This is a genomic window from Streptomyces sp. A1136 (genome assembly GCF_004795055.1).
Lineage (GTDB): Bacteria > Actinomycetota > Actinomycetes > Streptomycetales > Streptomycetaceae > Streptomyces.
The window spans coordinates 263,742-289,059 of the sequence record NZ_SSBJ01000003.1 but is presented as its reverse complement, the minus strand read 5'-3'; the positions used below and the strand labels follow the sequence as shown (position 1 = coordinate 289,059).

General features: G+C 74.1%; 25 protein-coding genes. 12 read left to right on the top strand and 13 right to left on the bottom strand.

Going from position 1 to position 25,318, the window contains the following annotated elements; translation table 11 throughout:
- Nucleotides 1-50 precede the first annotated feature (50 nt).
- On the bottom strand, nt 51-581 hold the full coding sequence (locus E6R62_RS04715; RefSeq protein WP_240801464.1) for a hypothetical protein: 531 nt from the start codon (nt 579-581) through the stop codon (nt 51-53).
- A gap of 142 nt (nt 582-723) precedes the next feature.
- A complete protein-coding gene (locus tag E6R62_RS04710) occupies nt 724-1,245 on the bottom strand; it encodes a DinB family protein (RefSeq protein WP_136211626.1) in 522 nt (173 codons plus the stop codon).
- Between the two features lie 84 nt (nt 1,246-1,329).
- On the opposite strand from E6R62_RS04710, the gene E6R62_RS04705 reads away from it, so the two are divergent.
- Complete coding sequence (locus E6R62_RS04705; RefSeq protein ID WP_136211624.1) at nt 1,330-2,235, top strand: Gfo/Idh/MocA family protein; 906 nt, start codon at nt 1,330-1,332, stop codon at nt 2,233-2,235.
- Here E6R62_RS04705 and lnt read toward each other — a convergent pair.
- From lnt to E6R62_RS04685, 5 genes are all read right to left on the bottom strand, one after another.
- A complete protein-coding gene (lnt, locus tag E6R62_RS04700) occupies nt 2,180-3,736 on the bottom strand; it encodes an apolipoprotein N-acyltransferase (RefSeq protein WP_136211622.1) in 1,557 nt (518 codons plus the stop codon). The genes E6R62_RS04705 and lnt overlap by 56 nt on opposite strands.
- A gap of 39 nt (nt 3,737-3,775) precedes the next feature.
- Nucleotides 3,776-4,243 (bottom strand): nuclear transport factor 2 family protein, encoded by a 468-nt coding sequence (locus tag E6R62_RS04695; RefSeq protein WP_136211620.1) that lies wholly within the window; start codon nt 4,241-4,243, stop codon nt 3,776-3,778.
- A 67-nt stretch (nt 4,244-4,310) separates the two neighbouring features.
- Nucleotides 4,311-4,487 (bottom strand): hypothetical protein, encoded by a 177-nt coding sequence (locus E6R62_RS39360; protein ID WP_168713959.1) that lies wholly within the window; start codon nt 4,485-4,487, stop codon nt 4,311-4,313.
- A gap of 112 nt (nt 4,488-4,599) precedes the next feature.
- Entirely contained in the window at nt 4,600-5,472 is an 873-nt protein-coding gene (locus E6R62_RS04690; RefSeq protein ID WP_136211618.1) for an undecaprenyl-diphosphate phosphatase, read from the bottom strand.
- A 48-nt stretch (nt 5,473-5,520) separates the two neighbouring features.
- A complete protein-coding gene (locus tag E6R62_RS04685; protein ID WP_136211616.1) occupies nt 5,521-6,249 on the bottom strand; it encodes a TVP38/TMEM64 family protein in 729 nt (242 codons plus the stop codon).
- A 397-nt stretch (nt 6,250-6,646) separates the two neighbouring features.
- Here E6R62_RS04685 and tuf point away from each other — a divergent pair, with 397 nt between their 5' ends.
- From tuf to E6R62_RS04670, 3 genes are all read left to right on the top strand, one after another.
- Nucleotides 6,647-7,825, top strand: a complete 1,179-nt coding sequence (gene tuf / locus E6R62_RS04680; RefSeq protein WP_136211614.1) for an elongation factor Tu — start codon at nt 6,647-6,649, stop codon at nt 7,823-7,825.
- A gap of 101 nt (nt 7,826-7,926) precedes the next feature.
- Nucleotides 7,927-8,772, top strand: a complete 846-nt coding sequence (locus E6R62_RS04675) for a patatin-like phospholipase family protein (protein WP_136211612.1) — start codon at nt 7,927-7,929, stop codon at nt 8,770-8,772.
- A 67-nt stretch (nt 8,773-8,839) separates the two neighbouring features.
- The gene (locus tag E6R62_RS04670; protein ID WP_136211698.1) at nt 8,840-9,631 is read left to right on the top strand and encodes a spermidine synthase; all 792 of its coding nucleotides are present in this window, start codon (nt 8,840-8,842) and stop codon (nt 9,629-9,631) included.
- A 24-nt stretch (nt 9,632-9,655) separates the two neighbouring features.
- Here E6R62_RS04670 and E6R62_RS04665 read toward each other — a convergent pair whose 3' ends face one another.
- Together E6R62_RS04665 and E6R62_RS04660 are read right to left on the bottom strand one after the other, a co-directional pair.
- Nucleotides 9,656-11,023 carry an MFS transporter gene (locus E6R62_RS04665; protein ID WP_136211610.1) on the bottom strand — a complete coding sequence of 456 codons (1,368 nt, stop codon included), beginning with the start codon at nt 11,021-11,023 and terminating at the stop codon, nt 9,656-9,658.
- A 70-nt stretch (nt 11,024-11,093) separates the two neighbouring features.
- Nucleotides 11,094-12,140, bottom strand: a complete 1,047-nt coding sequence (locus E6R62_RS04660; RefSeq protein WP_136211608.1) for a hypothetical protein — start codon at nt 12,138-12,140, stop codon at nt 11,094-11,096.
- Nucleotides 12,141-12,236: 96 nt separating this feature from the next.
- On the opposite strand from E6R62_RS04660, the gene E6R62_RS04655 reads away from it, so the two are divergent.
- The 3 genes from E6R62_RS04655 to E6R62_RS04645 all read left to right on the top strand — a co-directional run bounded on the left by E6R62_RS04655 (nt 12,237) and on the right by E6R62_RS04645 (nt 16,093).
- Entirely contained in the window at nt 12,237-12,689 is a 453-nt protein-coding gene (locus E6R62_RS04655; protein WP_206308643.1) for a DUF4442 domain-containing protein, read from the top strand.
- A 181-nt stretch (nt 12,690-12,870) separates the two neighbouring features.
- Complete coding sequence (locus tag E6R62_RS04650) at nt 12,871-15,369, top strand: beta-glucosidase (RefSeq protein ID WP_136211606.1); 2,499 nt, start codon at nt 12,871-12,873, stop codon at nt 15,367-15,369.
- A gap of 58 nt (nt 15,370-15,427) precedes the next feature.
- Nucleotides 15,428-16,093 (top strand): DedA family protein, encoded by a 666-nt coding sequence (locus tag E6R62_RS04645; RefSeq protein WP_136211604.1) that lies wholly within the window; start codon nt 15,428-15,430, stop codon nt 16,091-16,093.
- A gap of 37 nt (nt 16,094-16,130) precedes the next feature.
- On the opposite strand, the gene E6R62_RS04640 is transcribed toward E6R62_RS04645, so the two are convergent.
- The gene (locus E6R62_RS04640; RefSeq protein WP_136211602.1) at nt 16,131-16,676 is read right to left on the bottom strand and encodes a gamma carbonic anhydrase family protein; all 546 of its coding nucleotides are present in this window, start codon (nt 16,674-16,676) and stop codon (nt 16,131-16,133) included.
- Between the two features lie 132 nt (nt 16,677-16,808).
- Between E6R62_RS04640 and E6R62_RS04635 the strand changes: the two genes are divergently transcribed.
- On the top strand, nt 16,809-17,627 hold the full coding sequence (locus E6R62_RS04635) for a DapH/DapD/GlmU-related protein (RefSeq protein WP_136211600.1): 819 nt from the start codon (nt 16,809-16,811) through the stop codon (nt 17,625-17,627).
- Nucleotides 17,628-17,660: 33 nt separating this feature from the next.
- Here E6R62_RS04635 and E6R62_RS04630 read toward each other — a convergent pair whose 3' ends face one another.
- Nucleotides 17,661-18,527: a DMT family transporter gene (locus E6R62_RS04630; protein ID WP_136211694.1), complete on the bottom strand. Its 867-nt coding sequence runs from the start codon at nt 18,525-18,527 to the stop codon at nt 17,661-17,663.
- Between the two features lie 118 nt (nt 18,528-18,645).
- Here E6R62_RS04630 and E6R62_RS04625 point away from each other — a divergent pair, with 118 nt between their 5' ends.
- Nucleotides 18,646-19,242, top strand: coding sequence for a helix-turn-helix domain-containing protein (locus tag E6R62_RS04625; RefSeq protein WP_136211598.1), 597 nt, complete (start codon nt 18,646-18,648; stop codon nt 19,240-19,242).
- 9 nt (nt 19,243-19,251) lie between these two features.
- On the opposite strand, the gene E6R62_RS04620 is transcribed toward E6R62_RS04625, so the two are convergent.
- Both E6R62_RS04620 and E6R62_RS04615 read right to left on the bottom strand, forming a co-directional pair.
- Nucleotides 19,252-19,656: a CoA-binding protein gene (locus tag E6R62_RS04620; RefSeq protein WP_136211692.1), complete on the bottom strand. Its 405-nt coding sequence runs from the start codon at nt 19,654-19,656 to the stop codon at nt 19,252-19,254.
- Nucleotides 19,657-19,749: 93 nt separating this feature from the next.
- Nucleotides 19,750-20,253: a DUF3887 domain-containing protein gene (locus tag E6R62_RS04615; RefSeq protein ID WP_168713958.1), complete on the bottom strand. Its 504-nt coding sequence runs from the start codon at nt 20,251-20,253 to the stop codon at nt 19,750-19,752.
- 142 nt (nt 20,254-20,395) lie between these two features.
- On the opposite strand from E6R62_RS04615, the gene E6R62_RS04610 reads away from it, so the two are divergent.
- From E6R62_RS04610 to E6R62_RS04600, 3 genes are all read left to right on the top strand, one after another.
- Nucleotides 20,396-21,022, top strand: a complete 627-nt coding sequence (locus tag E6R62_RS04610) for a YigZ family protein (RefSeq protein WP_136211594.1) — start codon at nt 20,396-20,398, stop codon at nt 21,020-21,022.
- 118 nt (nt 21,023-21,140) lie between these two features.
- Entirely contained in the window at nt 21,141-22,310 is a 1,170-nt protein-coding gene (locus E6R62_RS04605; RefSeq protein ID WP_136211592.1) for an exonuclease SbcCD subunit D, read from the top strand.
- Nucleotides 22,307-25,318 (top strand): AAA family ATPase, encoded by a 3,012-nt coding sequence (locus tag E6R62_RS04600; protein WP_136211590.1) that lies wholly within the window; start codon nt 22,307-22,309, stop codon nt 25,316-25,318. The genes E6R62_RS04605 and E6R62_RS04600 overlap by 4 nt, the downstream gene beginning before the upstream one ends.

Sequence of the window (25,318 nt, the reverse complement as noted above, 5' to 3'; positions counted from 1 at the left end):
CGCGATACGGCCGAGGCGAGGAGGGCCACGAGGGAGGGTGTCGTGCGATGTCAGCCGCCGTGCACGCCCGCGCAGATCCGGGCCTCAGGGCTGTCCGGGTGCCAGCGCCCGTGGCGCCGTCCGAGGGCGCACACGTCGGCCGGGCGGACCGGCAGCTCCCGCGTCAGCTCGCGGCCGACCGCAGCCTCGCGTCCGGACGGCTCGGGCAGGCCCCCGTGGCGCCCCGTGACCGCCTTGGTGGCCCTGCGGGGCTCGGGGATGTCGATCATCGCCGGCGCGGCCTCCTGCGGCCCCGCGGGGGGCCGGTCCGACGAGCGCGTCACGGGCGGGCGCAGGCCCCCCGAAGCCGCCGGACGCGCGGACTCCCGCGGGGCCGCCTTGAGCGCCTCCACGGCGGGAGCCTGGACCACCACCGGCAGGGCCCCCGGCCCGCCGCGCGGCTCGTGGTGGGGCGGCAGCCCGCTGGAGGTGCCCGGCGCGGGCGCCGTCGCGGCGGGGCTCACGTTCACACAGCCGGAGACGGCCGAGACGGCACAGGCCACTCCGAGCAGCAGTTTCGTCGTGGTTCGGGTTGGATGCACCCGCGCAACTCTGCTGTGCGCGGACCCCGTTGCGAAAACCCGGAACCGATATTGCCCCCGCACGGGTGACGGCCGGCCGCCGGCGCGCGCCGGGTTGACGCCTGCGGGCCCCCGACGCCCGGCGCCGCCGTCGCAACCCGTCCTAGTCGCCCGTGGCGCCGTCGATGTGCTCGCGCAGCAGGTCCGCGTGGCCGTTGTGGCGCGCGTACTCCTCGATCATGTGGGTGTAGACCCAACGCAGGCTGAACACCTCGCCGCGGTGATGGCTCTCGGGCTCCGACAGCAGGTCCAGGGAACGGCCCGCGGCGGCCTGCCGGGCCAGCTCGACCTCCGTCCGCCAGACCTCCTCGGACTCCGCCCAGGTGTCGTCGGCGGTGAAGTGGAAGTCCCCGTCGGGGTCTTCGCGCGTGGAGTACAGCTCCGGCAGGTCCGCGCCCAGCATGATCTCCCGGAACCAGTACCGTTCCACCTCCGCCATGTGGCGTACCAGGCCCAGCAGGCTCAGCTCGGACGGCGCGAGCGGAGTGCCGCGCAGTTGCTCCTCCTTGAGGCCCTCGCACTTCCAGGCGAGCGTGGAACGGTGGTAGTCGAGCCAGCCGTCCAGCATCTCCCGCTCGTTCGCGGTGGTGGACGGCTCTTCACGGTGTGATCCAGAACTGGTCATGCCGCCCATCTTCGGCGAACGCGGCCCCTGCCACCAGGGATTAAGCTGCGAGCGTCCCACAAGGCGGCAACCAGGAGGTGCCCGATGAAGGTCGGCGTCATCGGACTCGGCGACATCGCCCGCAAGGCGTACCTGCCCGTCCTCACCACCCGTCCCGAAGTCGAGCTGCACCTGCAGACCCGGACCCCCGCGACCCTGCGGCGGATCGGCGACGTCCACCACGTCCCGGCCGAACGCCGGCACGCCACCCTGGACGCGCTCATCGCCCAGGGCCTCGACGCCGCCTTCGTCCACGCGCCCACCACCGCGCACCCCGAGATCGTGACCCGGCTGCTGGAAGCGGGCGTACCGACCTACGTCGACAAGCCCCTGGCCTACGAGCTGGAGGATGCGCGGGCCCTCGTCGAACTGGCCGGTTCGCGCGGTGTCTCGCTCGCCGTCGGCTTCAACCGCCGATACGCCCCGGGCTACGCGCAGTGCGCCGACCACCCGCGCGAACTGATCATCATGCAGAAGAACCGGGTCGGCCTGCCGGAGGACCCGCGCACCCTCGTCCTGGACGACTTCATCCACGTCGTCGACACCCTGCGCTTCCTGCTGCCCGGCGCGGCCGACCACATCGACGTCCGGGCCGTGGTCCGCGAAGGGCTGATGCACCAGGTGGTCCTGCAGATGTCCGGCGCGGGGTTCACCGCCCTCGGCGTCATGAACCGCCTCTCCGGTTCCACGGAGGAGATCCTGGAGGTGTCCGGGCAGGACACCAAGCGCCAGGTCGTCAACCTCGCCGAGGTCATCGACCACCGCGGGCAGCCGACCGTGCGCCGGCGCGGCGACTGGGTGCCGGTCGCCCGCCAGCGTGGGATCGAGCAGGTGGTGGACGCCTTCTTGGAGGCCGTCGGCGCGGGCCGGGTACTCAGCGCCCGCGACGCCCTGCTCACCCATGAGCTGTGCGAGCGGGTGGTGCGCTCGGCTCTGGAGCAGGCCTCCTGAGCGAACGCGCCGCCTGCGCCGCGCAGTAGGCGGCCAGGGCGGAGAGGGCCGCGCCCACCGGCCAGTCCCCGAAGCGCACGTAGAGCGTGGTGCCCCGGGCGAGCGGAACCTCGTACACGGCCGCCGCGTGCGCCGAGGTGGGCAGCGCCGAACCGATCCGCTCCCCGGAGGGCCCGTGCACCTCGCTGATCCCGGTCAGGGTGGCGTGCACCACCGGGCGGCCGTCCTCCGCGGCCCGCAGGGCGGCGAGCGACGCGTGCTGCGCGGGGGCCCAGCCGTCCTGGAAGCTGGAGGTCGACGACTGGACCACGAGCAGCGCGGCCCCGTCACGGGTCAGCCGCCGGCTCATGTCGGGAAAGGCCGACTCGAAGCAGATCAGCGGCCCCAGTCGCACCGCGGGCCGGTCCGGCAGCCTCATCAGGGCCGGTGCGGCCCCGCGCATCCGGTCCTCGCCCGCCGCCTTGCCGACGGAGGTGGCCCAGCCGAGCAGGGCCCGCGCCGGTATGTACTCGCCGAACGGCACCAGACGCATCTTGTCGTACCGGTCTCCGGTCGGTCCGTCCGGGCCGATCAGTACGGAGCTCTTGTATATCCCGGGCCGGTCACCGCGTGGCGCGTCGACGTTGACCAGCAGCGGAGCCCCCACCTGCGCGGACAGCGCCGCGAGCCGCCGGGCCAGGTCCGGCCGCCGCGCCAGGTCCTCCCCGACGCTGCTCTCGCCCCACACCACCAGGTCGGGGCGCCGGTCGGACGGCGCCCCGACCAGTTCCCGGGTCAGCCGCTCACCGGCCGCGAACCGCCGCTCCGTGCTGTCCGGACCGTCCGGGACCAGGCCCGGCTGTACGACGGCCACGCGCAGCCCGCCCGACACCTCCGGGCGCGGCACCCACAGCCACACCGCCCCCGTGAGCAGCGCACATCCCGTCACCCCCGCCAGGGCGGGCACCCGCGCCCCCGGTACGGCGACCAGCAGGGCCAGCGCACAGTTCACCGCCACCACCAGCAGGCTCACCAGCCACACGCCCCCCACCGATGCCAGCACCAGCGCGGCCGGGACCTGCCACTGGCTCGCCCCCAGGAGCCCCCACGGCCCGCCCAACCCCTGCCAGGAGCGCACCAGCTCCGGCAGCAGCCATCCGGCCGGTACGAGCACCAGCGCGGCGCCCGCCCGACCCGGCGTCGCGACCCCGCCGAGCAGCTCCCGTACGAGCAGCGCCCAGGGAATCCAGAGCGCTCCGAGCAGGGCCGCCAGCAGGAACAGGAACACGTGCAGGCTGGGCAACAGCCAGTGGTGGACGGCGAAGACGAACCCGGTCCCGCCGAGCCAGCCCTCCAGGGCCGCCCGCCTGCCGGACGGGGCGGACCTCAGCAAGAGCATCCAGGGCACGAGGGCGACGTAGGCGAACCACCAGAGCGCGGGAGCGGGAAAGGCGAGCGCGGGCAGCGCCCCCGCGGCGGCCGCGGCGGCCGCGCGCCACCACCCACTGTGCTCCGGGACCATGAGGCGCCTCCACTTCCAGTGTGGGACGGCCGGGCCGCGTCAGCCCGCCGGGTGCCGCCACTTCTCGTGCACGGTTACCCCGGAGAGCCGCCAGCCATCGCGCGTGCGGGCCAGGGAGAAGTCATAGCGGCCCGCCGCGACGAAGTTCGGGGCGGTGAGGGCGGGGTCGGACCCGGCGTCGGCCAGCCGCATGGGGTTGAGGAAGTCGGCCCCGACCCGCGCCGTGTCACCGGGCGCGCCGTCGGTGACCTCCAGCCGGACGAGCCGGTTGACGATCAGGTGCTGGCGTACGGGGAAGAGCGTCATGGCCCGTTCCAGCCACCCCGCCACCTCCGCGGCCGGGCCCTCCACCCCACCGGCGGACCGGTAGTCCGCCCGTCCGTCCGGGGTGAACAGAGCCCGGTAGGCGTCCCAGTCGCCGTCGTCCACGGCCACCGCGTACCCCGAGACGACCTCGTCGATCGCCAGCCGGTCCATCACCGTCGCGAGGTCCACACGCTGCGTCATCGGGTCAGTGTGCGGGCGCCCGGCCGCGAGGCCAAGGGGCGTGCGCGACTTGGTCCCGGCCGGTCCGTCAGCGACCGGAACGCGCCTCCCGTTGGCGCACGACGACCAGGAAGGCGTCGCTGTCCAGGTCCATCACCACCTCGGCCGGCACGCCCTCCCGCATCCGCTGGGCCGCGTACTCCTCGGCCGGCCAACTTCCCCTCGGACTTCCGGCCGGAAAACGCTCCAGAACCACTCGACGCACGGGGCACCCCCTGCTGTTTTCTCTCAGGTCTCTCGTCTCGTTACAGGCACAACGACGCGGAGGCCGTCCGGGAACGTTCCCGGACGGCCTCCGATTCACGCGAAACGGTGATTCAGCCCGCCGATTCGCCCGCGTGCGGGCTCAGCACGTTCATGCTGATCAGGACGATCAAGGCGATGCCCAGCAGGATGCGGTAGACCACGAAGGGCATGAAGCTCTTGCTGGAGATGAACTTCATGAACCAGGCGATCACGACGTAACCGACGAAGAAGGCGATGACCGTGGCGAAGACCGTGGGACCCCAGGACACCTGGCCCTCGCCGAGCTTCGTCAACTCCATGCCGCCCGAGGCCAGGACGGCCGGGATGGCGAGGAGGAAGGAGTAACGTGCCGCGGCCTCGCGCGTGAAGCCCATCAGCAGACCGCCGGAGATCGTCGCACCGGAACGCGAGACACCGGGAACCAGCGCCATCGCCTGGCAGACACCGAAGATCAGACCGTCCTTGACGCCGAGCTCCTTGAGCGTCTTGCGCTCGCGGACGGCGCGGTGGCGACCGCCCTCCTCGTCGCGCGCCGCCAGCCGGTCGGCGATGCCGAGCACGACGCCCATCACGATGAGGGTGGTCGCGGTCAGCCGCAGATCACGGAAGGGGCCCTCGATCGCGTCCTTGAGCGTGACGCCCAGCACACCGATCGGGATCGAACCGACGATCACCAGCCAGCCCATCTTGGCGTCCTGGTCCCCGCGCAACGACTTGTCGAAGAGCGAACGGAACCAAGCGGACACGATCCGCGCGATGTCCTTGCGGAAGTAGATCAGCACGGCTGCCTCGGTGCCGATCTGCGTGATCGCGGTGAAGGCCGCGCCCGGGTCCTGCCAGCCGGCGAATGCCGCGGTCAGCCGGAGGTGGGCGCTGGAGGAGATCGGGAGGAACTCCGTAAGCCCCTGGACGAGACCGAGGATTAGGGATTCGAACCAGCTCATGTCGGGGTGCGCTCGTCCTTGTGATCGTCGGGAAGGTCGCGTCCGATGCTAGGGCCCGTGCGGAACGCCGGTGACCACAGGGGGGTGCCGGGGCGTGAGCCCGCACGTCGCCACCGGCCGGGCCCCGGGCAGGAGGCGGTGCCGCTTGCGCCAGGCGACCGCCGCGGCGACCACCCCCGACACCGCGATGAAACCGAAGGACACGAGGAACGCGGGCGAATCCGGGGAGGCGGCGCTAGCCCCGGCGATCACGTACGCGGCGGTGTTGGGCACGGTGCCCAGCGCGGTCGCGGACAGGAACGGCAGCCAGCCGCAGCGGGACACCGCCGCGCAGTAGTTGGCTGCCGCGAACGGCACCCCCGGGAAGACGCGGATCGCGAGCATCGAGCGGAAGCCGTGCCGGTCGAGCTGTCCGTCGGCCGCGCGCAACCAGCGGCCGCGCACCAGGGGCCGCAGCGCGCCGCGGCCCAAGGCCCGGCCCAGGCCGAAGGAGATCCCGGCGCCGAGGACCGTGCCGGCGACCGCCGCGAACAATCCGAGGACGGACCCGAACACCGCGCCGGCCGCCAGGTTCAGCAACGGTCTCGGGACGAACGCGGCCGTGCACAGGCCGTACACCGTCGCGAACACCAGCGTCGCCACACCCACCGGGAGTCCCGGCGGCAGGCCCTGCGACAGCAGCCGCTGCGGCTGGTACAGCAGCACGCCCACGCCCCCGCCCGCGAGCAGCAGGACGAGCAGCGACAGCCGGGCCCACGGCGCGAGGAGAAGGGACATCCGGGGAGACTAGCCGAAGGGTCCGCCGAGGCGCCGTCCTGCGTGTCACGCCCGGACGAACGGCGGCCGACGCCCACGAGGCCGGCGGGCCGCGCCCCGCGCCGACCGTGACGAAGGCCACGTCTGGCCGCGGTCCGATCCGCCTCCGCGAAAACCGTTCGACGGCCCGCGCACCCTGAGGCAGGATCAGGTGCATGTCCCGGTACGCCTTCCCCGCAGCGCCGTCCGCAGTCGCGGACGCGCCGAAGGCTGCCGTCCTCGCAGAGGCACTTCCCTTCGCCGCGTTCGACGGCGCACGAAGCTGACCCTTCCCGGATCGTCCGGCGGACCCCACAGGGGGAGGGTCGGTTGGCTCCGGGGGTCCCGTTCAGAGCTTCACGACACACGGGAAGACATCATGGCCAAGACGGCCTTCGTGCGCACCAAGCCGCACCTCAACATCGGCACCATGGGACACGTCGACCACGGCAAGACGACCCTCACCGCCGCCATCACCAAGGTCCTCGCCGAGCGCGGCGGAGCCTCCTTCGTCCCCTTCGACCGCATCGACCGGGCCCCCGAGGAGGCCCGGCGCGGGATCACCATCAACCTCACGCACGTCGAGTACGAGACCGACACCCGCCACTACGCCCACGTCGACATGCCCGGCCACGCCGACTACGTCAAGAACATGGTGACCGGCGCGGCCCAGCTCGACGGCGCGATCCTCGTGGTCTCCGCGCTCGACGGGGTCATGCCCCAGACCGCCGAGCACGTGCTGCTCGCCCGCCAAGTCGGCGTGGACCACATCGTGGTGGCCCTCAACAAGGCCGACGCCGGCGACCCCGAGCTCACCGACCTGGTCGAGTTGGAGGTCCGCGACCTGCTCACCGCCCACGGCTACGGGGGCGACGGCGCGCCCGTCGTCCGGGTCTCCGGGCTCGGGGCACTGGAAGGCGACCCGCGCTGGACCGCCGCCGTCGAAGCGCTGTTGGACGCGGTGGACACGTACGTGCCGATGCCGGTGCGGTACACGGACGCGCCGTTCCTGCTGCCGGTGGAGAACGTCCTCACCATCACCGGACGCGGGACGGTCGTCACCGGCGCCGTCGAGCGCGGCACCGTGCGCACGGGTGACCGGGTGAGCGTGCTCGGTGGGGACGGGGAGCCCGTCGAGACGGTCGTCACCGGCCTGGAGACCTTCGGCAAGCCGATGGAGTCCGCCGAGGCCGGGGACAACGTCGCGCTGCTGCTGCGCGGGGTGCCGCGCGACGGGGTGCGCCGCGGGCAGGTCGTGGCGGCCCCCGGCAGCGTCGTGCCCAGCCGTCGCTTCACCGCCCGGGTGTACGTGCTCTCCGCCCGCGAGGGCGGCAGGACGACGCCGGTGGCCTCCGGGTACCGGCCGCAGTTCTACATCCGCACCGCCGACGTGGTGGGGGACGTGGACCTGGGGGCGGCGGCGGTGGCCCGGCCGGGGGAGACGGTCACCATGACCGTCGAACTGGGCCGGGACGTTCCCCTGGAGGCCGGCCTCGGCTTCGCGATCCGCGAGGGCGGGCGCACGGTCGGTGCGGGGACGATCACCTCGGTCGGCTAGGGCGACGACCGGATCGGGGAGGCACCCGGTGTGGTGGCGGCGGTCGGGCTGCGTCAGACTGCCGTCACCACACGGGTGCGACACGACGAGGGGCGGCGACGATGGGCGGCAGGACGGCACTGGTGCTCGGCGGCGGCGGACTGACCGGGATCGGCTGGGAGACCGGCATCCTGTGCGGGCTGGCCGCGGCGGGCACGGACCTGACCACCGCCGACCTCGTCGTCGGCACCTCGGCCGGTTCGGTGGTCGGCGCCCAGCTCACCTCCGGACTCCTCACGCCGAGAGAGCTGTACGAGCGTCAGCTCGGGGACGCGACCGGCGAGGCCGCGGCGAGGCTGGGCGCCGCCACGTTCGCGCGGTACGCCGTCACGATGTTGCGCTCCCGGGACGCCGCGAGCTACCGGCGGCGGGTCGGTGCCTTCGCGCTGGCCGCCGACACCGGGCCCGAGGCGGTGCGCCGCGAGGTGCTGAAATCCCGGCTCGTCTCGTACGAATGGCCCGAGCGGCGACTGGTCGTGACCGCCGTCGACGCGCTGACGGGGGAGTTGGCGGCCTTCGACCGGGACAGCGGCGCCGGACTGCTGGACGCGGTCTCGGCGAGCTGCGCGGTGCCCGGGGTGTGGCCGCCGGTGACCGTGGACGGGCGGCGGTTCATCGACGGTGGCGTCCGCTCCGCGACCAATGCCGACCTGGCCGCGGGCTACGAGCGAGTGGTGATCGTCGCGCCGATGTCGCTCGGGTCGAAGCTGATCCCCTCGCCCGCGGCGCAGGCCGCGCGGCTGCGCAAGGCCGGGGCGGAGGTGCTGCTGATCACCCCGTCCGCGGAGGCCCGCAAGACGTTCGGACGCAACGTCCTGGACCCGGCGCGTCGGGACCCGGCCGCCCGGGCCGGGCTGGCCCAGGCGGCGGCGCACGCGCGGGAGGCGGCGCGCGTCTGGGGGGCCTGACAATGGTGGGGTGAACGACGAGCAGATCCCGGTGATCCGGGACGTGGGCCAGGGAACCGCCAAGCTGATGCCGGACGTGGACCGGGAGCGGGCCTGGCTGCTGACCGTCGACGGGGCGCCGCAGTCGTACGTCGACCTCGACGAGCCGGAGCACCTGGAATTCGAGTACGTACGTCGCCTCGCCCACGTACTGGACTGCGCGGCGGAGCCGGGTGCGCCGCTGGATCTGCTGCACCTGGGCGGGGGCGCGCTGACGCTCCCGCGGTACGCCGCCGCGACCCGGCCGGGGTCCCGCCAGCAGGTGGTGGAGTTCGACGCGGGGCTGGTGGAGCTGGTGGCCGAGCACCTGCCGTGGGGCCGGGACCGCGGGATCACGGTGCACGCCGCCGACGCCCGGGCCTGGCTGGAGGGCGCGCCCGGGGCGAGCGCCGATGTGCTGGTGGCGGACGTCTTCGGGGGCTCCCGGGTCCCGGCGCAGCTGACCTCGTCGGAGTACGCGCGGGAGGCGGCGCGGGTGCTGCGGCCCGGCGGCCTGTACGTGGCGAACCTGGCGGACGGGGCGCCCTTCGCGTTCCTGCGGGGGCAGTTGGCGAACTTCGGGGCGTCGTTCGCGGAGCTGGCGCTGATCGCGGAGCCGGGGGTGCTGCGGGGGCGGAGGTTCGGAAACGCGGTGCTCGTGGCCTCGGACCGGGAGATCCCGGTGGCCGCCCTGGCCCGGCGGTGCGCGGCCGACGCGTTCCCGGCGCGGGTGGAGGCGGGGGCGCCCCTCGCCCGGTTCGTACGGGGCGCGGACGTGGTGCGGGACGCCCAGGCGGTGGCCTCGCCGGAGCCTCCGGCGGGCGCGTTCAGCCTGGGGTAGCCACCGGCCGCACCCGCCCGGGGTTCAGCGGGCGACGGGCTCTGACGACGGGGCCGGCTCCGACGACGGGACGGGCTCCGGTGACGGGGCGGGTTCGGATGACGGGGCGGGTTCGGACGACGCGGACGGGGCCGGGACCCGGCCAGGGGCCGGGCGGCGGGCGAGGCGGCGGACGTCCGGGACGGCGAGGACCAGGGCGGTGGCCACGACCACGAGCGCCGCGCAGCCCCACAGCGCCCGCGTCCGCCCGAAGAGCGTCTCGGCCGGACCGGCCAGGGCGGTGGCCAGGGGGAGCATCGAAACGGAGCCGAACCAGTCGTAGGCCGATACGCGGGAGAACTTCTCCTCCGGTATCTCCTGGTGCAGGGTCGTCATCCAGCTCACGCCGAACACCTCGATGGCCACCCCGCTGACCAGCATGACCGCGCACAGCCCCCAGACCGGCAGCGGCACCGCGAGCGCCGCCGAGGGCAGGGCCATGGGGAAGACGCAGAGCGTGCCGACCAGCAGCAGCCGGCGCGGCTTCCACACCGTCATCAGGAGCGCCCCGCCGATCGTGCCCAGGCCGAAGAAGGCCAGGGCCGCGCCCCAGGGGGCGGGCCCGCCCAGCCGGTCCCGGGCGACGAGGGGCCCGTACACCGCCTCGGCCGCGCCCACGACGGCGACGACGACGGAGAACTGGAGCACGATCCCCCAGAGCCAGGAGCGGCTCCTGAACTCGTCCCAGCCCTCGCGCAGATCGGCCCGCAGGCCGCCGCCGGGTGCCCGGTCGGCGATGTGGTCGACCCGCAGGAAGGCCCGTAGCGCGCCGGCGAGGGCGAAGGCCGCGGCGTCCACCGCCAGGACCCAGCCGGGGCCGATCGCGGCGATCATGGCCCCGCCCAGGGCCGCTCCGCCGATGCCCGCGCCGTTCATCGCCATCCGGAACAGGGCGAAGGCGCGGTTGGCGTGCTCGCCCGAGACGCTCGACAGCAGCATGCCCTCGGCCGCGGGGTTGAAGAAGGCGGTGCCCGTGCCGCAGAGCGCGGTCAGCAGCATCATCTGCCACAGCTTCGGGTCACCGGCGAGGACGAGTGCGGCGAAGGCGGCCTGGGAGAGGCAGTTGAGGGCGTTGGCCGCCACCATCACCCGGTGTCGCGGCAGCCGGTCGGCCAGCGCACCGCCGATCAGCAGGAAGAGGACGAGGGGCAGGGTGCGGGCCGCCGCCACCAGGCCGACGTCCCCCGTGCTCCCGCCCGCGTCGAGGACGGCGAAGGCGGCGGCGATCAGCGCTCCGTGGCTGCCGAGGTTGGTGACGACGGCGGCGCCCGTCAGGAGGCTGTAGTTGCGGCCGGCCCACGCGGGCCGGCGGTGGGAGGGCGTGCGGGAAGGGGCGGCGGGAGGAGGACTCACCACGGGACTATCACCCGCCCGGGCCGGAGAATCCAAACGGATTGTCGGCCCGGGGGCGGTAGGCGGCAGATCAGCTTCCGGTGAGGCGGACCGAGCTCATGATCTTCTCGTAGGTCTCCTTGGAGACCTCGCCGGGGACGCCCGCGGCCGCGTAGAGCACCCAGACGGCGAAGTCACCGTTCGCGATCTTGTAGGCGAAGGCGATGCTCTTGCCGTCCGAGGAGCACTTGTTCTTCTTCGGCAGGCCGGTGGCGGTGGCGGTGGAGAAGCTGCCCTTGAGGCCGGAGAGGGTCGTGAAGTCCTTGGAGTCCGTGGACTTGACCGTCTCCTTCGGGTTCGGCGAGTCCTGGGCGTAGGCGGCGTACACCCAGTTCTCGGCGGCGATGCGCGCGGCCTCGGCGGTGTCCTTCGCGCCCTGGGCGCCCTTGGCGCCGGTTCCGGCCAGCTCGGTGGTCTCCTCCTTGCCGTCCTTGTTGGAGTCGACCTTGCACCAGTCCTGCTTGTAGAAGGCCGGCGCCGTCATCATGACGAGCGCGGAGCCGTCGCCCTTCTTGGAGTCCTCGAAGCCGCTGCTCAGGCCGGAACTGGCGACGGTCCAGTCCGCCGGTACGTCGAAGGCGGTGCCGTGCAACGGGTTGATGACGACCTTCCAGCCGGGGATCACCGGCTTGACCTCGCCGCCCGCGCGCGGGTTGGCGCCCGGGGAGGCCGGGGTCGCCGGGGAGGCCGGACCGGCGGCGGGGCTCGACGAGGCGGCGGCCGGCTTGTTGTCGGCCCGGTCGGTCTTCTTGTCCCGGGTCAGGACGAACGTCCCGGTGAGGGCCGCGGTGACGACCACCGCGGAGGCGGCGACGATGGCCACCGCCTTCGTGGAGTACGGGCTCCGGCCGCCGGCCGACGGCTGCGGCGGCGACTGGGGCACGCCCCAGGGCTGTGCGGGCGGGGGCGTCTGGTAGCCCGCCTGCGGGTATCCGTAGCCGGGCTGCGGCTCACCGAATCCCGGTTGCGGCTGCTGCTGGTACGGGTTCGGCTGTCCCGGCTGCTGCTGGTACGGGTTCTGTCGCGCGTCCTGGGGGTCGGGCTGTCCCCCGGGCGGCTGCTGCTGTCCTGGCCACATGGCCGGTAACGATAGTGGGAGGGGGGGACAGTGGCCACGGCCGCCCCCTGGTCCGGTCTGGTCAACCGGTCTTACTCGTGGGTAACATCGCGTGTCATGAGCGCAGAACAGATGAACGTGGGCGAACTGCTCGCCGCGACCGTGCCGATGGCCCGCACCCTCAACCTCCAGTTCCTGGAGACGACCCCCGAGCGCGCCGTCGTCCGGCTGCCCGACCAGCCCGACTTCCACAACCACGTCGGCGGTCCGCACGCCGGCGCCATGTTCACCCTCGCCGAGTCCGCGAGCGGCGCCATCGTCCTCGCCGCGTTCGGAGACCAGCTCTCGCGCGCCGTACCGCTCGCCGTCAAGGCCGAGATCGGCTACAAGAAGCTGGCCAAGGGAGTCGTCACCGCCACCGCCACCCTGGGCCGCCCGGCCGCCGAGGTGGTCGCGGAACTCGACGCGGGCGGGCGCCCCGAGTTCCCCGTGACCGTCGCCATCCGGCGCGAGGACGAGGCCGTGACCGGGGAGATGACCGTCGTCTGGACCCTGCGTCCCAACGCGTAGTCCCCTCCGCGCGCCCCGCGCGGGCATGGGCGCGCGGTACGGCGGCCGGCCGCCGCAGGGCTGAACCTGGCGTACCCGGTGGCGCGTCCGGGCACGGGCCGGCGGGGCGCGGGCCGACAGTGGGCGGGGGAGCGGTCCGGCGCGGGCCGCTCCCGTCCGCGCCGACGCCGCAGGGAGCCCCATGAGCGAGCCCGTGTCCAGACGCTCCGCGATGCGGATGTTGGGGGCGGCGGGCGCCGTCCTGGGCGTGGCCGGATGCGCGGGTGCGGCGCCGACCGGCGCCGCACCCCGTACCACGGCACCCTCGCCGGCCGCCGGGAAGACGGTGGGCGCGGCCGGGATCGACGCCCTCCTCGCCGCACTCACCCTCGACGAGAAGACCGCCCTCCTGCACGGCGCCCCGGACCCCGCCCCGCTCGGACAGGCCGGTTACCTGCCCGGCGTACCCCGCCTAGGGATTCCCGCACTGCGCCTCGCGGACGGACCGGCCGGCATCAGGGTCGCCCGGCCCGCCACCGCGCTGCCCGCCCCCGTCCTCCTGGCCTGTGCCTTCGACCCGGAACTGGCCCGCGAGTACGGCCGCGTCATCGGCCGCGAGGGGCGGGCGCTCGGCCAGGACGTGCTGCTCTCGCCCATGGCCAACCTGATCCGCACGCCCTACGCCGGGCGGAACTTCGAGACGTTCGCCGAGGACCCGCGGTTGACGGCCGACCTCGTGGCCGCGGTCGTACGCGGCATCCAGGACGAGGGGCTCATCGCCACCGTCAAGCACTTCGCCCTCAACAACCAGGAACAGGGACGGGAAACCGTCGACGCCATCGCGGGCGAACAGACCATGCACGAGACGGAGCTACGGGGTTTCGAGGCCGCCGTCGCCGCCGGAGCGGGCGCCGTCATGGGCGCGTACAACAAGGTCAACGGCGTCCACGCCTGCGAGAGCAAGGCGCTGCTCGACGAACTGCTGCGCGGCCGCTGGGGATTCGACGGCTGGGTGATGTCCGACTGGGATGCCACCCACAACGCCGTCGCCTCCCTCACGGCCGGCCTCGACATGGAGATGCCCGGCGGCACCCACTTCGGCCCGCCCCTGCGCGAGGCCGTACGCGCCGGCGCCGTCCCCCGCAGCGCCGTCGACCTCGCCGTACGCCGCGTCCTGACCACGATGGACCGCTTCGGGCTGTTGTCCCCGCACCCACCGGCCCGACCGGCGCGCGACCCCTTCGCCGGCGCCCGGACCGCGCGCAAGGTGGCCGCCGCGGGAGCGGTGCTGCTGCGCAACGAGCACGACACCCTGCCGCTGGCCGGCGCCTCGGCCCGCTCCCTCGCGGTGATCGGGCCGACCGGCCGGGTGCCCTTCGTCGGCGGCGGCGGCAGCGCGCACGTCCTCCCGGAGCGGGCACCCTCCCCGCTGACCGCGATCACACGGCGCGCCGGCAACGGAGCCGCCGTCCGCTACGCCCTCGGCGAGGACCTGTACGGCCGGGCCCTCCCGCCGACGCTGCTGACCCCGCCGGCGGACCTGGACGATCGGGGCGTGGACGCCGGCCGCGCCTGGAGCCACGAGGGGGAGTTCACCCTGGACGCCGACGACGAGTGGACCCTGCTCGTCCACTACACCGGCAAGCGGCCCTCCGTACGTCTGGACGGGCGGGAACTGTTCCCGGTGCGGCAGGGCGTGGCCGAGTACTTCGCGGGCGGACTGCTCGCCGCCGCTCCGGACGGACTCACCGTCCGTCGCCACACCCTGCCCCTGAAGGCCGGCCCCCACCGGCTCGCGGTGACCGCCGAGGGCGGGGAGCGGGGGCAGCGGTTCCGCCTCCGGCACACCACGCGCGCGAGCCGGGCCGCGGACGTCGCCGAAGCGGTGAAGCCGGCCAAGGAAGCCGCCGCCGTGGTGCTGTTCGCCTACGAGGACGCCACCGAGGGCAGCGACCGCCGCTCCCTCGCGCTGCCCGGCGGCCAGGAGGCCCTCATCGAGGCCGTCACCGCCGTCAACCCGCGCACCACGGTGGTGCTGAACACCTCCTCCGGTACGACCATGCCCTGGCTCGCCCGCACCGGGGCCGTGCTCCAGATGTTCTACCCGGGGCAGGAGGGCGCCGCGGCCACGGCCGACGTCCTCTTCGGCGACGTCGACCCGGGCGGCCGCCTCACCCAGACGTTCCCGGCCGACGAGCGGGCGACCCCGGTCGGCGGGGACCCGCTGCGCTACCCGGGGGTGGGCGGGCGCCAGGAGTACTCCGAGGGCGTCCACGTCGGGCACCGCTGGTACGACGCGCAGCGCGTGGAGCCGCTGTTCCCGTTCGGGCACGGGCTCTCGTACACGACGTGGGAGTACACGAAACCGGCGGTGCGGCCCCTGCGCGGCGGACTGCGCGTGGAGTTCACCGTCCGCAACACCGGCCGCCGCAAGGGCACCGACGTGGCGCAGGTGTACGTCGGCCCGTCGGGTGAGCTGAAACAGGACCAGCCCGTGCGCGCGCTCGTCGGCTACCGGAGGCTGGCCCTGGGCGCGGGGGAGGAGCGGCGGGTCACCGTGGACGTGGACGCGCGGGCGCTCTCGTCCTGGGACCCGGAGCGGCACGCCTGGGTGCGCGGCACCGGCCCCCGTGAGGTGTACATCGGCCGTTCGTCCCGCGAACTGCCGCTGCGAGGGAAGGCTGTCGTGGCGAGCGGATAGGCTGCCTGTTCGGCGTGTCACAGGGGGCGCGCCGGGGACGACTCTGGAGGACGTACCGGTGCACATCCAGGAATGGCTGGAGACGATCCCGGCGATCAGCGTCTATCTCCTGGTGGGGCTGGTCATCGGTCTGGAGAGCCTGGGCGTTCCGCTGCCCGGCGAGATCATCCTGGTCAGCGCGGCCCTGCTGGCCTCACAGCAGGGGCACATCGATCCGGTGGTGCTGGGACTGTGCGCCATCGCGGGCGCCATCGTCGGCGACTCCATCGGCTACGCGATCGGGCGCCGGGGCGGCAAGCCGCTGCTGGAGCGGCTGGGCCGGCGCTTCCCCAAGCACTTCGGGCCGCGGCACGTGGCCCTGGCGGAACGCTCCTTCGAGAAGTGGGGCATGTGGGCCGTCTTCTTCGGGCGGTTCGTGGCCCTGCTGCGGATCTTCGCCGGACCGCTGGCGGGCGTGCTGCGCATGCCGTACTGGAAGTTCCTCATCGCGAACGTGCTCGGCGGGATCATCTGGGCGGGCGGTACCACCGCCGTCATCTACACCGTCGGCATCGTCGCCGAGCCGTGGCTCAAGCGGTTCTCGTGGCTGGCGCTGGTGGCGGCTCTGCTGATCGGGCTCGCGGTGACCTTGGTGCTGCGTTACCGGATGCGCAAGGCGGCGGCCGCGGAGCGCCTCGGCGAGGACGAGCCCGCCGCCCCGGCGCCGGCGTCGATCTCGGACTGAGCGCGACGCCGGACACCGGCCGGTCCCCGGGGTCCGGTCAGTCGCGCGGGCCGACGGAGGCGCGGTGCTGCTCGGCCAGCCCCGTGTACATCAGGGCGTTGACGCGGATGCCCTCGCGCTCCTCCTCCGTGAGCTCACGCCGCACCTTGGCGGGAACGCCGGCGACCAGTGAGCCGGGCGGCACCACCATGCCCTGGGGGACCAGCGCCTGCGCCGCGACGAGCGAACCGGCGCCGATCACCGCGCCGTTGAGGACGGTGGCGCCCATGCCGATCAGGCAGTCGTCCTCGACGGTGCAGCCGTGCACGACGGCGTTGTGGCCGATGGAGACGCGCTCCCCGATGCTGACCGGGAACCCGGGGTCCACGTGGACGGTGCAGTTGTCCTGCACGTTGCTGTCGGCGCCCAGGGTGATCGGCCCGCAGTCGGCGCGCAGCACCGCCGAGTACCAGATGCTGGAGCCGGCGCCGAGCGTGACGTCGCCGACCACCACGGAGGTGGGCGCCGTGAAGGCGGACGGGTCGATGACGGGCTGCTTCCCGCCCACGGCCGCCACGAGTGCCTGGGCCGCCTGCTGTGTCATGTTCTCTTCCCTCGGTTCTCTGTGCTCCGCCGGTGCCGCGCTCACAGCACGGTAGGACACGGGGACGCGGCCGTGGGCGATGGGGTGAAGATCACGGCGCGGTACCGGCACCCGGCACGCTACGGTGGCCCGGTGCCGAAGAACCAGAACACGTTCTCATCCCTGCGCCGTCGCGTGGCCAACCGCGCCGTCCAGGCCGGGTGGCGTTGGATGCAGCGGGCCGGGGCCGTGACCGCCGAGACGCCCGGGCCGCTGCGCTTCGGCGCCATCGGCGAAGGCACGCGCCTGGCCTTCCCGCAGGGGACCGTCTTCGGCGAACAGTGGATCCGGCTCGGCGACCACTGCATCATCGCCGAGCAGGTCACCCTGACGGCCGGGATGATGCCCGATCTGGACCTCGGCCCGGACCCCGTGCTCGTGCTGGGCAACGGGGTGGTCCTCGGTCGCGGCAGCCACGTCATAGCCGACACCCGGATCAGCATCGGGGACGACACCTTCTGCGGGCCGGGCGTCTACATCACCTCCACCAACCACAGCTATGACGACCCGCACGAGCCGGTCGGCAGGCAGTGGCCGCGCAGTGAGCCGGTGGAGATCGGCCCGGGCTGCTGGCTGGGCACCGGGGCGGTGATCCTGCCGGGGGCGCGGCTGGGCCGCAACGTTGTCGTGGCGGCGGGGGCCGTCGTACGGGGCGAGGTGCCTGATCACGCGGTGGTGGCGGGGGCCCCGGCGCGCGTCGTGCGGCGCTGGGAACCCGAGACGGGCTGGCAACCGCCGCTGCGCACCCCGGCGCCGATCCCGATCGCCGACGGCATCACGTCGGAGCAACTGCGCGGGCTGGCCGCCCTGGCGGAGGCGGAGGCCGCGGCGGAGGCCCGGGAGCAGGCCGAGGGACAGGCCCGTGGGCGCGGCCCGGGCGCGGGCGAGGTCGTGTCGCCCGGCGTGGGGTAGGCCCGGGAGGCGGCCCGGCCCCGAGGAGGCCGACTAACCGGCGGCGAGCAGGACGGTGCCGGCCAGGGCGAGGCCCGCCCCGGCCGCCTGGACCGGACGCAGGCGTTCCTTGAGGACGGCGAAGGCGGCGAACGCGGTGATCACCGGGTAGAGCGAGGAGAGCACGGCGGCCACCGTGACCGGGCCGCTCTGGGCGGCGACGGAGTACGTGCCGTTCGCCGCGACGTCCGCGAGGCCGACGAAGGCCAGCGCCGGCAGGAGTCGCCACAGCAGGCGCGGGCCGTCGGCCGTCGGGAGGGCGGGCGTGCCCCGCCGCACCTGTACCGCCAGGGCCGCGCCGCCCGCGGCGACATTGGTCACGCGTTGCACGAACAGGGCCAGGAAGAGACCTGTGACGGTGTGGGAGGCCTCCGAGATGAGGGCCATCACCGCGCCGAAGCCGAACGCGGCGAGCAGGGTGAGCAGGACGGCCCGACGCTGTACCGGCGCTCCGCGCAGCTGCGGGCCGCCGGCCAGGACGATGCCGACGACGGCCACCGCGATCCCGGCGAACTGCCCCGGCCCGGGGCGCTCGCCCAGTGCCAGTCCGGCTCCGACGGGCACGACCACGCCGAGCGACCCGAGCGGGGAGACCACGCCCATGGGGCCCAGGGCCAGCGCCTTGTAGAAGCTGAGCATCGCGACCGGCCCGACGAGTCCGGCCGCGACCGCGAACCACAGGTGCGGTCCCGCCTCCCGCCAGGCGCCGGTGGCGAGCACCACGGCGCCGAGCACGGCGACGGCGACCACCTGCGAGACCACCACCACCGTGAGCGCCGGGACGCGGCGCGTCAGCAACCCGCCGCCGAAGTCGGCGAGTCCCCAGAGCAGGGCGGTCGCCAGGGCGAAGAGGACGGTCATCCGGGGGCCTCGCAGTACAGTGTGGTGAACGGTGGGGTGCAACGTCGAGTACACCACACCGTAGTTCAGTCTGCTGGACTGTGTCATCCAAAATATTGGACGCGAAGCTGGGGGAACGGTGTCGGACCTGGAACAGCTCACTCAAGCGCTCGGGCGCAACCTCAGGCGCTGGCGCGGTGAGCGCGGCTTCACCCTGGAAGCGCTGGCGGCGCGGGCGGGCGTGAGTCGCGGGATGATCATCCAGATCGAGCAGGCCCGGACGAACCCCAGCGTCGGCACCACGGTGAAGCTGGCCGACGCCCTCGGCGTCAGCATCACCACCCTGCTGGACCGCGACCGCGGCCCGCGGGTCCACCTCGTGCCGCCCGGCCAGGGAGTACGGATGTGGTCCACGGCCGGGGGCAGCGGTGCGACCATGCTGCTCGGTGACGACCGGCGCGGGCCGCTGGAGGTGTGGGCGTACCGGCTGGAGCCGGGCGAGGGCACGGCGTCGGACCCGCACCCGGCGGGAACCCTGGAGATGCTGCACGTCACGGCCGGGCGGCTCACCCTCACCGTCGACGGCGAACCGTACGAGGTGCCGCAGGGCGGGGCGGTCTCCTTCGAGGCGAACGTCCCGCACGAATACCGCAACGACGGCCCGGAGCCGATGGAGATGACCATGGCCGTCTCCATCCCGCCGGTCAGCGGGTACGAGCCGGCTCCCGCGCCCTGACGGGCCGCGTCACAGGGCGGGGATCTCGATCGCGGGGCAACGGTCCATGACCATCAGCAGGCCCGCCTCGCGCGTCCGCTCGCAGGCGGCCTCGTCGATCACACCGAGCTGGAACCAGACGGCGCGCGCGCCGATCGCCACCGCCTCGTCGGCGACCGGGCCGGCGAGGTCGCTGTTGACGAAGACGTCGACCACGTCCACCCCGAACGGGATGTCAGCCAGCGTCGCGTAGCCGGGCTCCCCGTGGACCGTCTCCGCCTTGGGGTGTACGGGAACCACCCGCTTCCCGAACCTCTGCAGCACGCGCGCCACCCCGTAGGCCGCCCGCCGCTCGTTGTTCGACAGGCCCACCACGGCCCAGGTGTCCCCGACTTCGGTGAGGATCCTGCGGATGGTCTCCTGGTCGCCGTACACGCGCACCGCCTCCTGCTCGCCCGCCGGACCGGTCCCGCCGGCCCGCACGGGGGGATCAACGGAAAGGGCGCGTATCGAATTCCCCGCCGGGGCCTAGGGGACCGGAACTCCCGTCCGCAGGAAGAAGAGGCCCACGATCTGTCCGTGCGTATTGAAGGTGACGCGGAAATCGCCGGGCCGCTTCGCCATGTGCAGCGGGACGTCGACCACATTCCCATTACCGGACGCGACCTGTTTCGGGTCCCCGTGCGACTCGAAGGGACCGAACGCCTTTTCGTAGTCGTTCCAGGACTTCGCGAGGAACTCCGCACTGGCCTGTCCGCGCAGGGCCTCGTCGAAGCGGGCGGAGACGGCGGCGAAGTCGCCCCGTGTCACCTCGTCGAGCGTGGCGACGGCGAGCCGCTCGTAATCGGGCCGAGCCGGTAGCGTCACGGCGGCGGGGACCGCGAGCCCCTCGGCGGCACGGGCCGGTGTCGCACTCGTGACGAAACCGCCTATCGGCAATACCGCCTGGGAGGCCAGTAGCGCCGCGGGCGCGACCATGAGGAGCAGCCGCATTCCGCCGCGCGCCATGTTCTTGCCGGGCAGCGAAAACATGGATTTCCCCTTCCCGCGTTCGAGAGGGCCGGATGCGTTCACCGTAGGTCGCCCCCATGGCGGGCGCATTTCGACCGGCGGGCCGGGCGCCCGCGGCGCCCGGGCGACCGGACCGTTCTCGACCACCGCTTAGGGTGGAGCGGTGAAGGCAGACCAGTACGTGACGGTGGCCCGGGAGGGCGTGCACGAGGCGGAGATCAACCGCTCGCGGTTCCTGTGCTCGCTCGCGCCCGCCGCGACGGAGCAGGAGGCGCAGGAGTTCATCGCGCGCGTCCGCAAGGAGCACCCCACCGCCACCCACAACTGCTTCGCCTACGTGATCGGCGCCGACGCCTCCGTCCAGAAGGCCAGTGACGACGGCGAGCCCGGGGGCACCGCCGGGGTGCCGATGCTGCAGATGCTGACCCGGCGCGACATCCGGTACGCGGTCGCCGTCGTCACCCGGTACTACGGCGGCGTCAAGCTCGGCGCCGGCGGGCTGATCAGGGCCTACGGAGGGGTCGTCGGAGAAGCGCTCGACGCCCTCGGCACCGTCACCCGCCGCCGGTACCGGCTGGCCACCGTCACCGTCGACCACCAGCGGGCCGGCAAGACCCAGAACGACCTGCGCTCCACCGGCCGTACCGTCGTCGACCTGCGCTACGGCTCCGCCGTGGAGATCGAGGTCGCCCTTCCCGAAGCCGACCTCCCCGCCTTCGAGGCCTGGTTGGCCGACAACACCGCGGGCAGCGCCACCCTCACCCTGGGCGGGGAGACGTACGCGTCCTGAGCGCGAGGGTCCCGAGGTGCCGAAGCGGGCCGTGGCGCCCCCGGCGACGGGTTAGCGTAGTGGGGGCAAAGGGCCGGAGGACGAGCAGGGGGACGGGCATGCGCGGCGAGGCCGGCGAGTGAAGTTTCTGCACACCTCCGACTGGCACCTCGGACGGTCCTTCCACCGCGTCAACATGCTCGGCGCCCAGGCCGCCTTCATCGACCACCTCGTCGAGACCGTCGAGGAGCACCGGGTGGACGCCGTCCTCGTCGCCGGCGACATCTACGACCGGGCCGTGCCCCCGTTGCCCGCCGTCGAGCTGTACGACCGGGCCCTGCACCGCCTCGCCGGGCTCGGCGTGCCCACGGTGATGATCTCCGGGAACCACGACTCCGCCCGCCGACTGGGCGTCGGGGCGGGGCTGATCGAGGGGGCCGGAATATACCTCAGGACCGACCCGGGCGGCTGCGCCGACCCCGTGGTGCTGGCCGACGTACACGGTGACGTGGCGTTGTACGGGCTGCCCTACCTGGAGCCCGCCCTGGTGAAGGACACCCTCGGCGCACCGAGGGTCGGCCACGAGGCGGTCCTGCGCGCGGCCATGGACCGGGTACGCGCCGACCTCGCCGGCCGGGCCCCCGGGACCCGCTCCGTCGTCCTCGCCCACGCCTTCGTCACCGGCGGACAGCCCAGCGACAGCGAGCGCGACATCACGGTCGGTGGGGTCGAGGCCGTGCCCGCCGATGTCTTCGCCGGGGTCGACTACGTGGCCCTCGGCCACCTCCACGGCTGCCAGACGATCGACGAACGGGTCCGTTACTCGGGTTCCCCGCTGGCCTACTCCTTCTCCGAGGCCGACCACCGCAAGACGATGTGGCTGATCGAACTGGGGGCGGCCGGGGAACTGGCCGGCGCCGAGCGGATCGCCACACCCGTACCGCGCGCCCTCGGCCGGCTCCGCGGGCGGCTGGAGGAGCTGTTGCGGGACCCGGCCCTCCACGCCCACGAGGACCGCTGGATCGAGGCCACCCTCACCGACGCCGTCCGCCCCGAGGACCCCATGGCCCGTCTCGCCGCCCGCTTCCCGCACGTCCTCAGCCTCGCCTTCGAGCCCGAGGGCCGCGAGGAGGACGGCGCGGCCTCCTACGCGCAGCGGCTGAAGGGTCGCACCGACCAGGAGATCGCCGAGGACTTCGTCGCTCACGTGCGCGGGGGCGGCCGGGCCGACGACGCCGAACGAGCCGTGTTGCGCGGTGCCTTCGACGACGTACGCACCCAGGCCGTGGCCGAGGAGACCCTCCGATGAGGCTGCACCGGCTCAAGGTCACCGCCTTCGGGCCGTTCGCCGAGCCCCAGGAGATCGACTTCGACGCCCTCTCCGGCGCCGGGATCTTCCTGCTCCACGGACCCACCGGCGCGGGCAAGACCTCGATCCTCGACGCGGTCTGCTTCGCGCTCTACGGGGCGGTGCCGGGCTCCCGCCTCCCCCACCTCACCAGCCTGCGCAGCGACCACGCCGCCCCCGACACCGCGACGGAGGTCACCCTCGAACTGACCGCCGGCGGGCGCCGCCTGGAGATCACGCGGCGGCCCGAACAGGACCGGCCCAAGAAGCGCGGCACCGGCACGACCAGGGACCGCGCCCAGAGCCTGTTGCGCGAACGCCTCGACGGCTCCTGGCAGGGGCTCAGCCGCTCCCACCAGGAGATCGGCGAGGAGATCGAGCAATTGCTCGGCATGAGCCGGGAACAGTTCTGCCAGGTCGTGCTGCTGCCACAGGGGGAGTTCGCCCAGTTCCTGCGGGCCGGCGCCGAAGCGCGCGGCCGGCTCCTCGGGCGGCTCTTCGACACCCGCCGCTTCGCCGCCGTCGAGACCCTGCTCGCCGAGCGGCGCCGTACGGCCGAGGCCAAGGTGCGCGCGGGCGACGAGCGGGTCCTGGGCGTCGCCCAGCGCATCGCCCAGGCCGCCGGGGACTGCGCCGACCTGCGGGCCTGGCCGCTGCCCCGCCACCAGCCCGGCGACCCCGGACTCGCCGAGGCCGTCCGCGCCTGGGCCGCGGTCGCCCGCTGCGCCGCCCGGGAGCGGCTCACCGTCGCCGAGTACGCGCTGGCCGCCGTCGAGAGCCGGTACGCGGCCGCCCGACGGGCCGCCGAGGAGGCGCGGGAACTCGACCGGCTGCAACGCCGTCACGCGCAGACCCTGCGCCGGGCCGCCCTCCTCGAAGCCGCCGGGCCCGAACGGGAGCGGGTGCGCGCCCTGCTCGACCGGGCCCGCCGCGGCGCCCTCGTCGCACCCGCCCTGGAACTGCGCGGGGCCGCCGCCGCCGCGCACCTCACCGCCGCCCACGCGCAGACGCTCGCCCTCGCCGATCTCCCGCCCGACCTCGCCGAGGCGGGAGCCGAACAGCTCGCCGCCGTGGAGCAGCGGCTGCGGGAGGAGCTCGGCGCGGTCGGGGCGGCCCGGCGGGCCGAGCAGCGCAGTGCCGAGATCGGCCGCGAGCGGGCCACGCTGGAACGGGAGTCCCGGGACGCCGAGGAGCAGCGTGAGGAGACCGCCGAGTGGCTCGCCCGCTGGGAGGACACCCGCGCCGAGCTGGCCGGGCGCGTCGAAGCCGCCCAGCAGGCCGCCACCCTCGCCGAGCAGCTCGCGGCCCGACTTGAGCCGGCCCGACTGCGCCTGAACGCCGCCCGGCGGCGCGAGGCCCTCGCGGCCGACGCAGAGGTCGCGGACGCCGCGCTGCTGCGGCTGCGCGAGGAATCCGCCGCCGCGCGCGAGAGCTGGCTGGAGCTGAAGGAGACCCGGCTGCGCGGGATCGCGGCCGAACTCGCCGCGGCCCTGGTGGTGGGGGAGCCCTGCGCGGTGTGCGGATCGGCGGAGCACCCGCTGCCCGCGCGTCCGGCGGCCGGCCACGTCGACCGGGCCGCCGAGGACGCCGCCCACGCCCTCTTCGAGCAGGCCGAGGAACGGCGCGGCGCCGCCGAGCGGAAACTGGCCGCCGTCAGGGAGGCCGAGGCCGAAGCCGCGGCCGCCGCCGGCGAGGCCACCACCGCCGAACTCCTGGAACTCACCTCCGACCTGAGCGCCCGGCACGCCGCCGCCCACGCGGCGGCGGCCGGACTGCACACCGCCCGCGAGCGCCTGGCCCGCGCCGAGCGCGAGTACGCCGCCCGCAGCGCCGACCGGCTCGACGCCGAACGCCGGGCCGCCGCCAGGGCCTCGCGACGGGAGGCCCTGGAGCGGGAACAAGGCGCGCTGGAGGCCGAGCTGGCCCTCGTACGGGGCGACGCGCCCAGTGTCGCGGCCCGCGCCCGCGTCCTGGAGGAGCGGGTCCGGATCGTCACCGGGGCCGCGGCCGCGCTGCGCCGCGCCGAGGCGACCGCCGCACGGCTCAAGGAGGCCGACGACCAACTGGCCGACGCCTCGTTCAAGGCCGGGTTCGACACGACGGCAGCGGCTGCCGACGCCGTACTGCCGGAGTACGAGCGCACCGCCCTCCAACACCGGTTGGACGCCTGGCAGGCCGAGGAGGCCATGCTGGCCGACCGGCACGCCGAGCAGGACACCGCCGCGGCGGCCGCCGTGGCGCCCGCCGACCCACAGGGCGCGGAGGAGTACGCGGCCGCGGCGGCCGCGAAGCTGCGGGCGGCCGGCTCGGCCGTCGACGCCGCCCGCGTGAGCTGCGCCGAGCTGGACCGGCTCTCGCGGCAGGCGGAGTCGGAACTGCGCGCCCTGGGCCCGTTGCGCGAGGAGTACGACCGGGTGGCCCGGATGGCCGGGCTCACCGCGGGCACCTCCGCCGACAACGAACGCAGGATGCGGTTGGAGTCGTACGTCCTCGCGGCGCGCCTGGAGCAGGTCGCGGCAGCGGCGACGGTGCGGCTGCTGCGCATGTCCGGCGGCCGCTACACGCTGGTCCACTCCGACGCGCGGGCGAGCGGGCGGGGCCGCTCCGGCCTCGGACTGCACGTCGTGGACGCGTGGACGGGCAGCGAGCGGGACACCGCCACCCTGTCCGGCGGCGAGACCTTCTTCGCCTCGCTCGCCCTGGCGCTGGGACTGGCCGACGTGGTCACCGACGAGGCGGGCGGCATGCGCCTCGACACCCTCTTCATCGACGAGGGCTTCGGCAGCCTCGACGACCAGGCACTGGACGAGGTGCTCGACGTACTGGACTCCCTGCGCGAACGCGACCGCAGCGTCGGCATCGTGAGCCACGTCGCCGACCTGCGCAGCCGGGTCCAGGCCCAGTTGGAGATCGTCAAGCAGCGCGGCGGCTCGGTGGTGCGCCACCGTGTGGCCGGGCAGGCGGGCTGA

Coding starts and splice junctions, on each gene's coding strand:
- lnt (WP_136211622.1), bottom strand. CDS start 3,736: ATGGTCCCGGAGCACAGTGGGTGGTGGCGCGCGGCCGCCGCGGCCGCC.
- E6R62_RS04615 (WP_168713958.1), bottom strand. CDS start 20,253: ATGTTTTCGCTGCCCGGCAAGAACATGGCGCGCGGCGGAATGCGGCTG.
- tuf (WP_136211614.1), top strand. CDS start 6,647: ATGGCCAAGACGGCCTTCGTGCGCACCAAGCCGCACCTCAACATCGGC.
- E6R62_RS04650 (WP_136211606.1), top strand. CDS start 12,871: ATGAGCGAGCCCGTGTCCAGACGCTCCGCGATGCGGATGTTGGGGGCG.
- E6R62_RS04640 (WP_136211602.1), bottom strand. CDS start 16,676: ATGACACAGCAGGCGGCCCAGGCACTCGTGGCGGCCGTGGGCGGGAAG.
- E6R62_RS04630 (WP_136211694.1), bottom strand. CDS start 18,527: ATGACCGTCCTCTTCGCCCTGGCGACCGCCCTGCTCTGGGGACTCGCC.
- E6R62_RS04690 (WP_136211618.1), bottom strand. CDS start 5,472: ATGAGCTGGTTCGAATCCCTAATCCTCGGTCTCGTCCAGGGGCTTACG.
- E6R62_RS04710 (WP_136211626.1), bottom strand. CDS start 1,245: ATGACCAGTTCTGGATCACACCGTGAAGAGCCGTCCACCACCGCGAAC.
- E6R62_RS04695 (WP_136211620.1), bottom strand. CDS start 4,243: ATGACGCAGCGTGTGGACCTCGCGACGGTGATGGACCGGCTGGCGATC.
- E6R62_RS04600 (WP_136211590.1), top strand. CDS start 22,307: ATGAGGCTGCACCGGCTCAAGGTCACCGCCTTCGGGCCGTTCGCCGAG.
- E6R62_RS04670 (WP_136211698.1), top strand. CDS start 8,840: ATGCCGGACGTGGACCGGGAGCGGGCCTGGCTGCTGACCGTCGACGGG.
- E6R62_RS04705 (WP_136211624.1), top strand. CDS start 1,330: ATGAAGGTCGGCGTCATCGGACTCGGCGACATCGCCCGCAAGGCGTAC.
- E6R62_RS04685 (WP_136211616.1), bottom strand. CDS start 6,249: ATGTCCCTTCTCCTCGCGCCGTGGGCCCGGCTGTCGCTGCTCGTCCTG.
- E6R62_RS04660 (WP_136211608.1), bottom strand. CDS start 12,140: ATGTGGCCAGGACAGCAGCAGCCGCCCGGGGGACAGCCCGACCCCCAG.
- E6R62_RS04675 (WP_136211612.1), top strand. CDS start 7,927: ATGGGCGGCAGGACGGCACTGGTGCTCGGCGGCGGCGGACTGACCGGG.
- E6R62_RS04655 (WP_206308643.1), top strand. CDS start 12,237: ATGAGCGCAGAACAGATGAACGTGGGCGAACTGCTCGCCGCGACCGTG.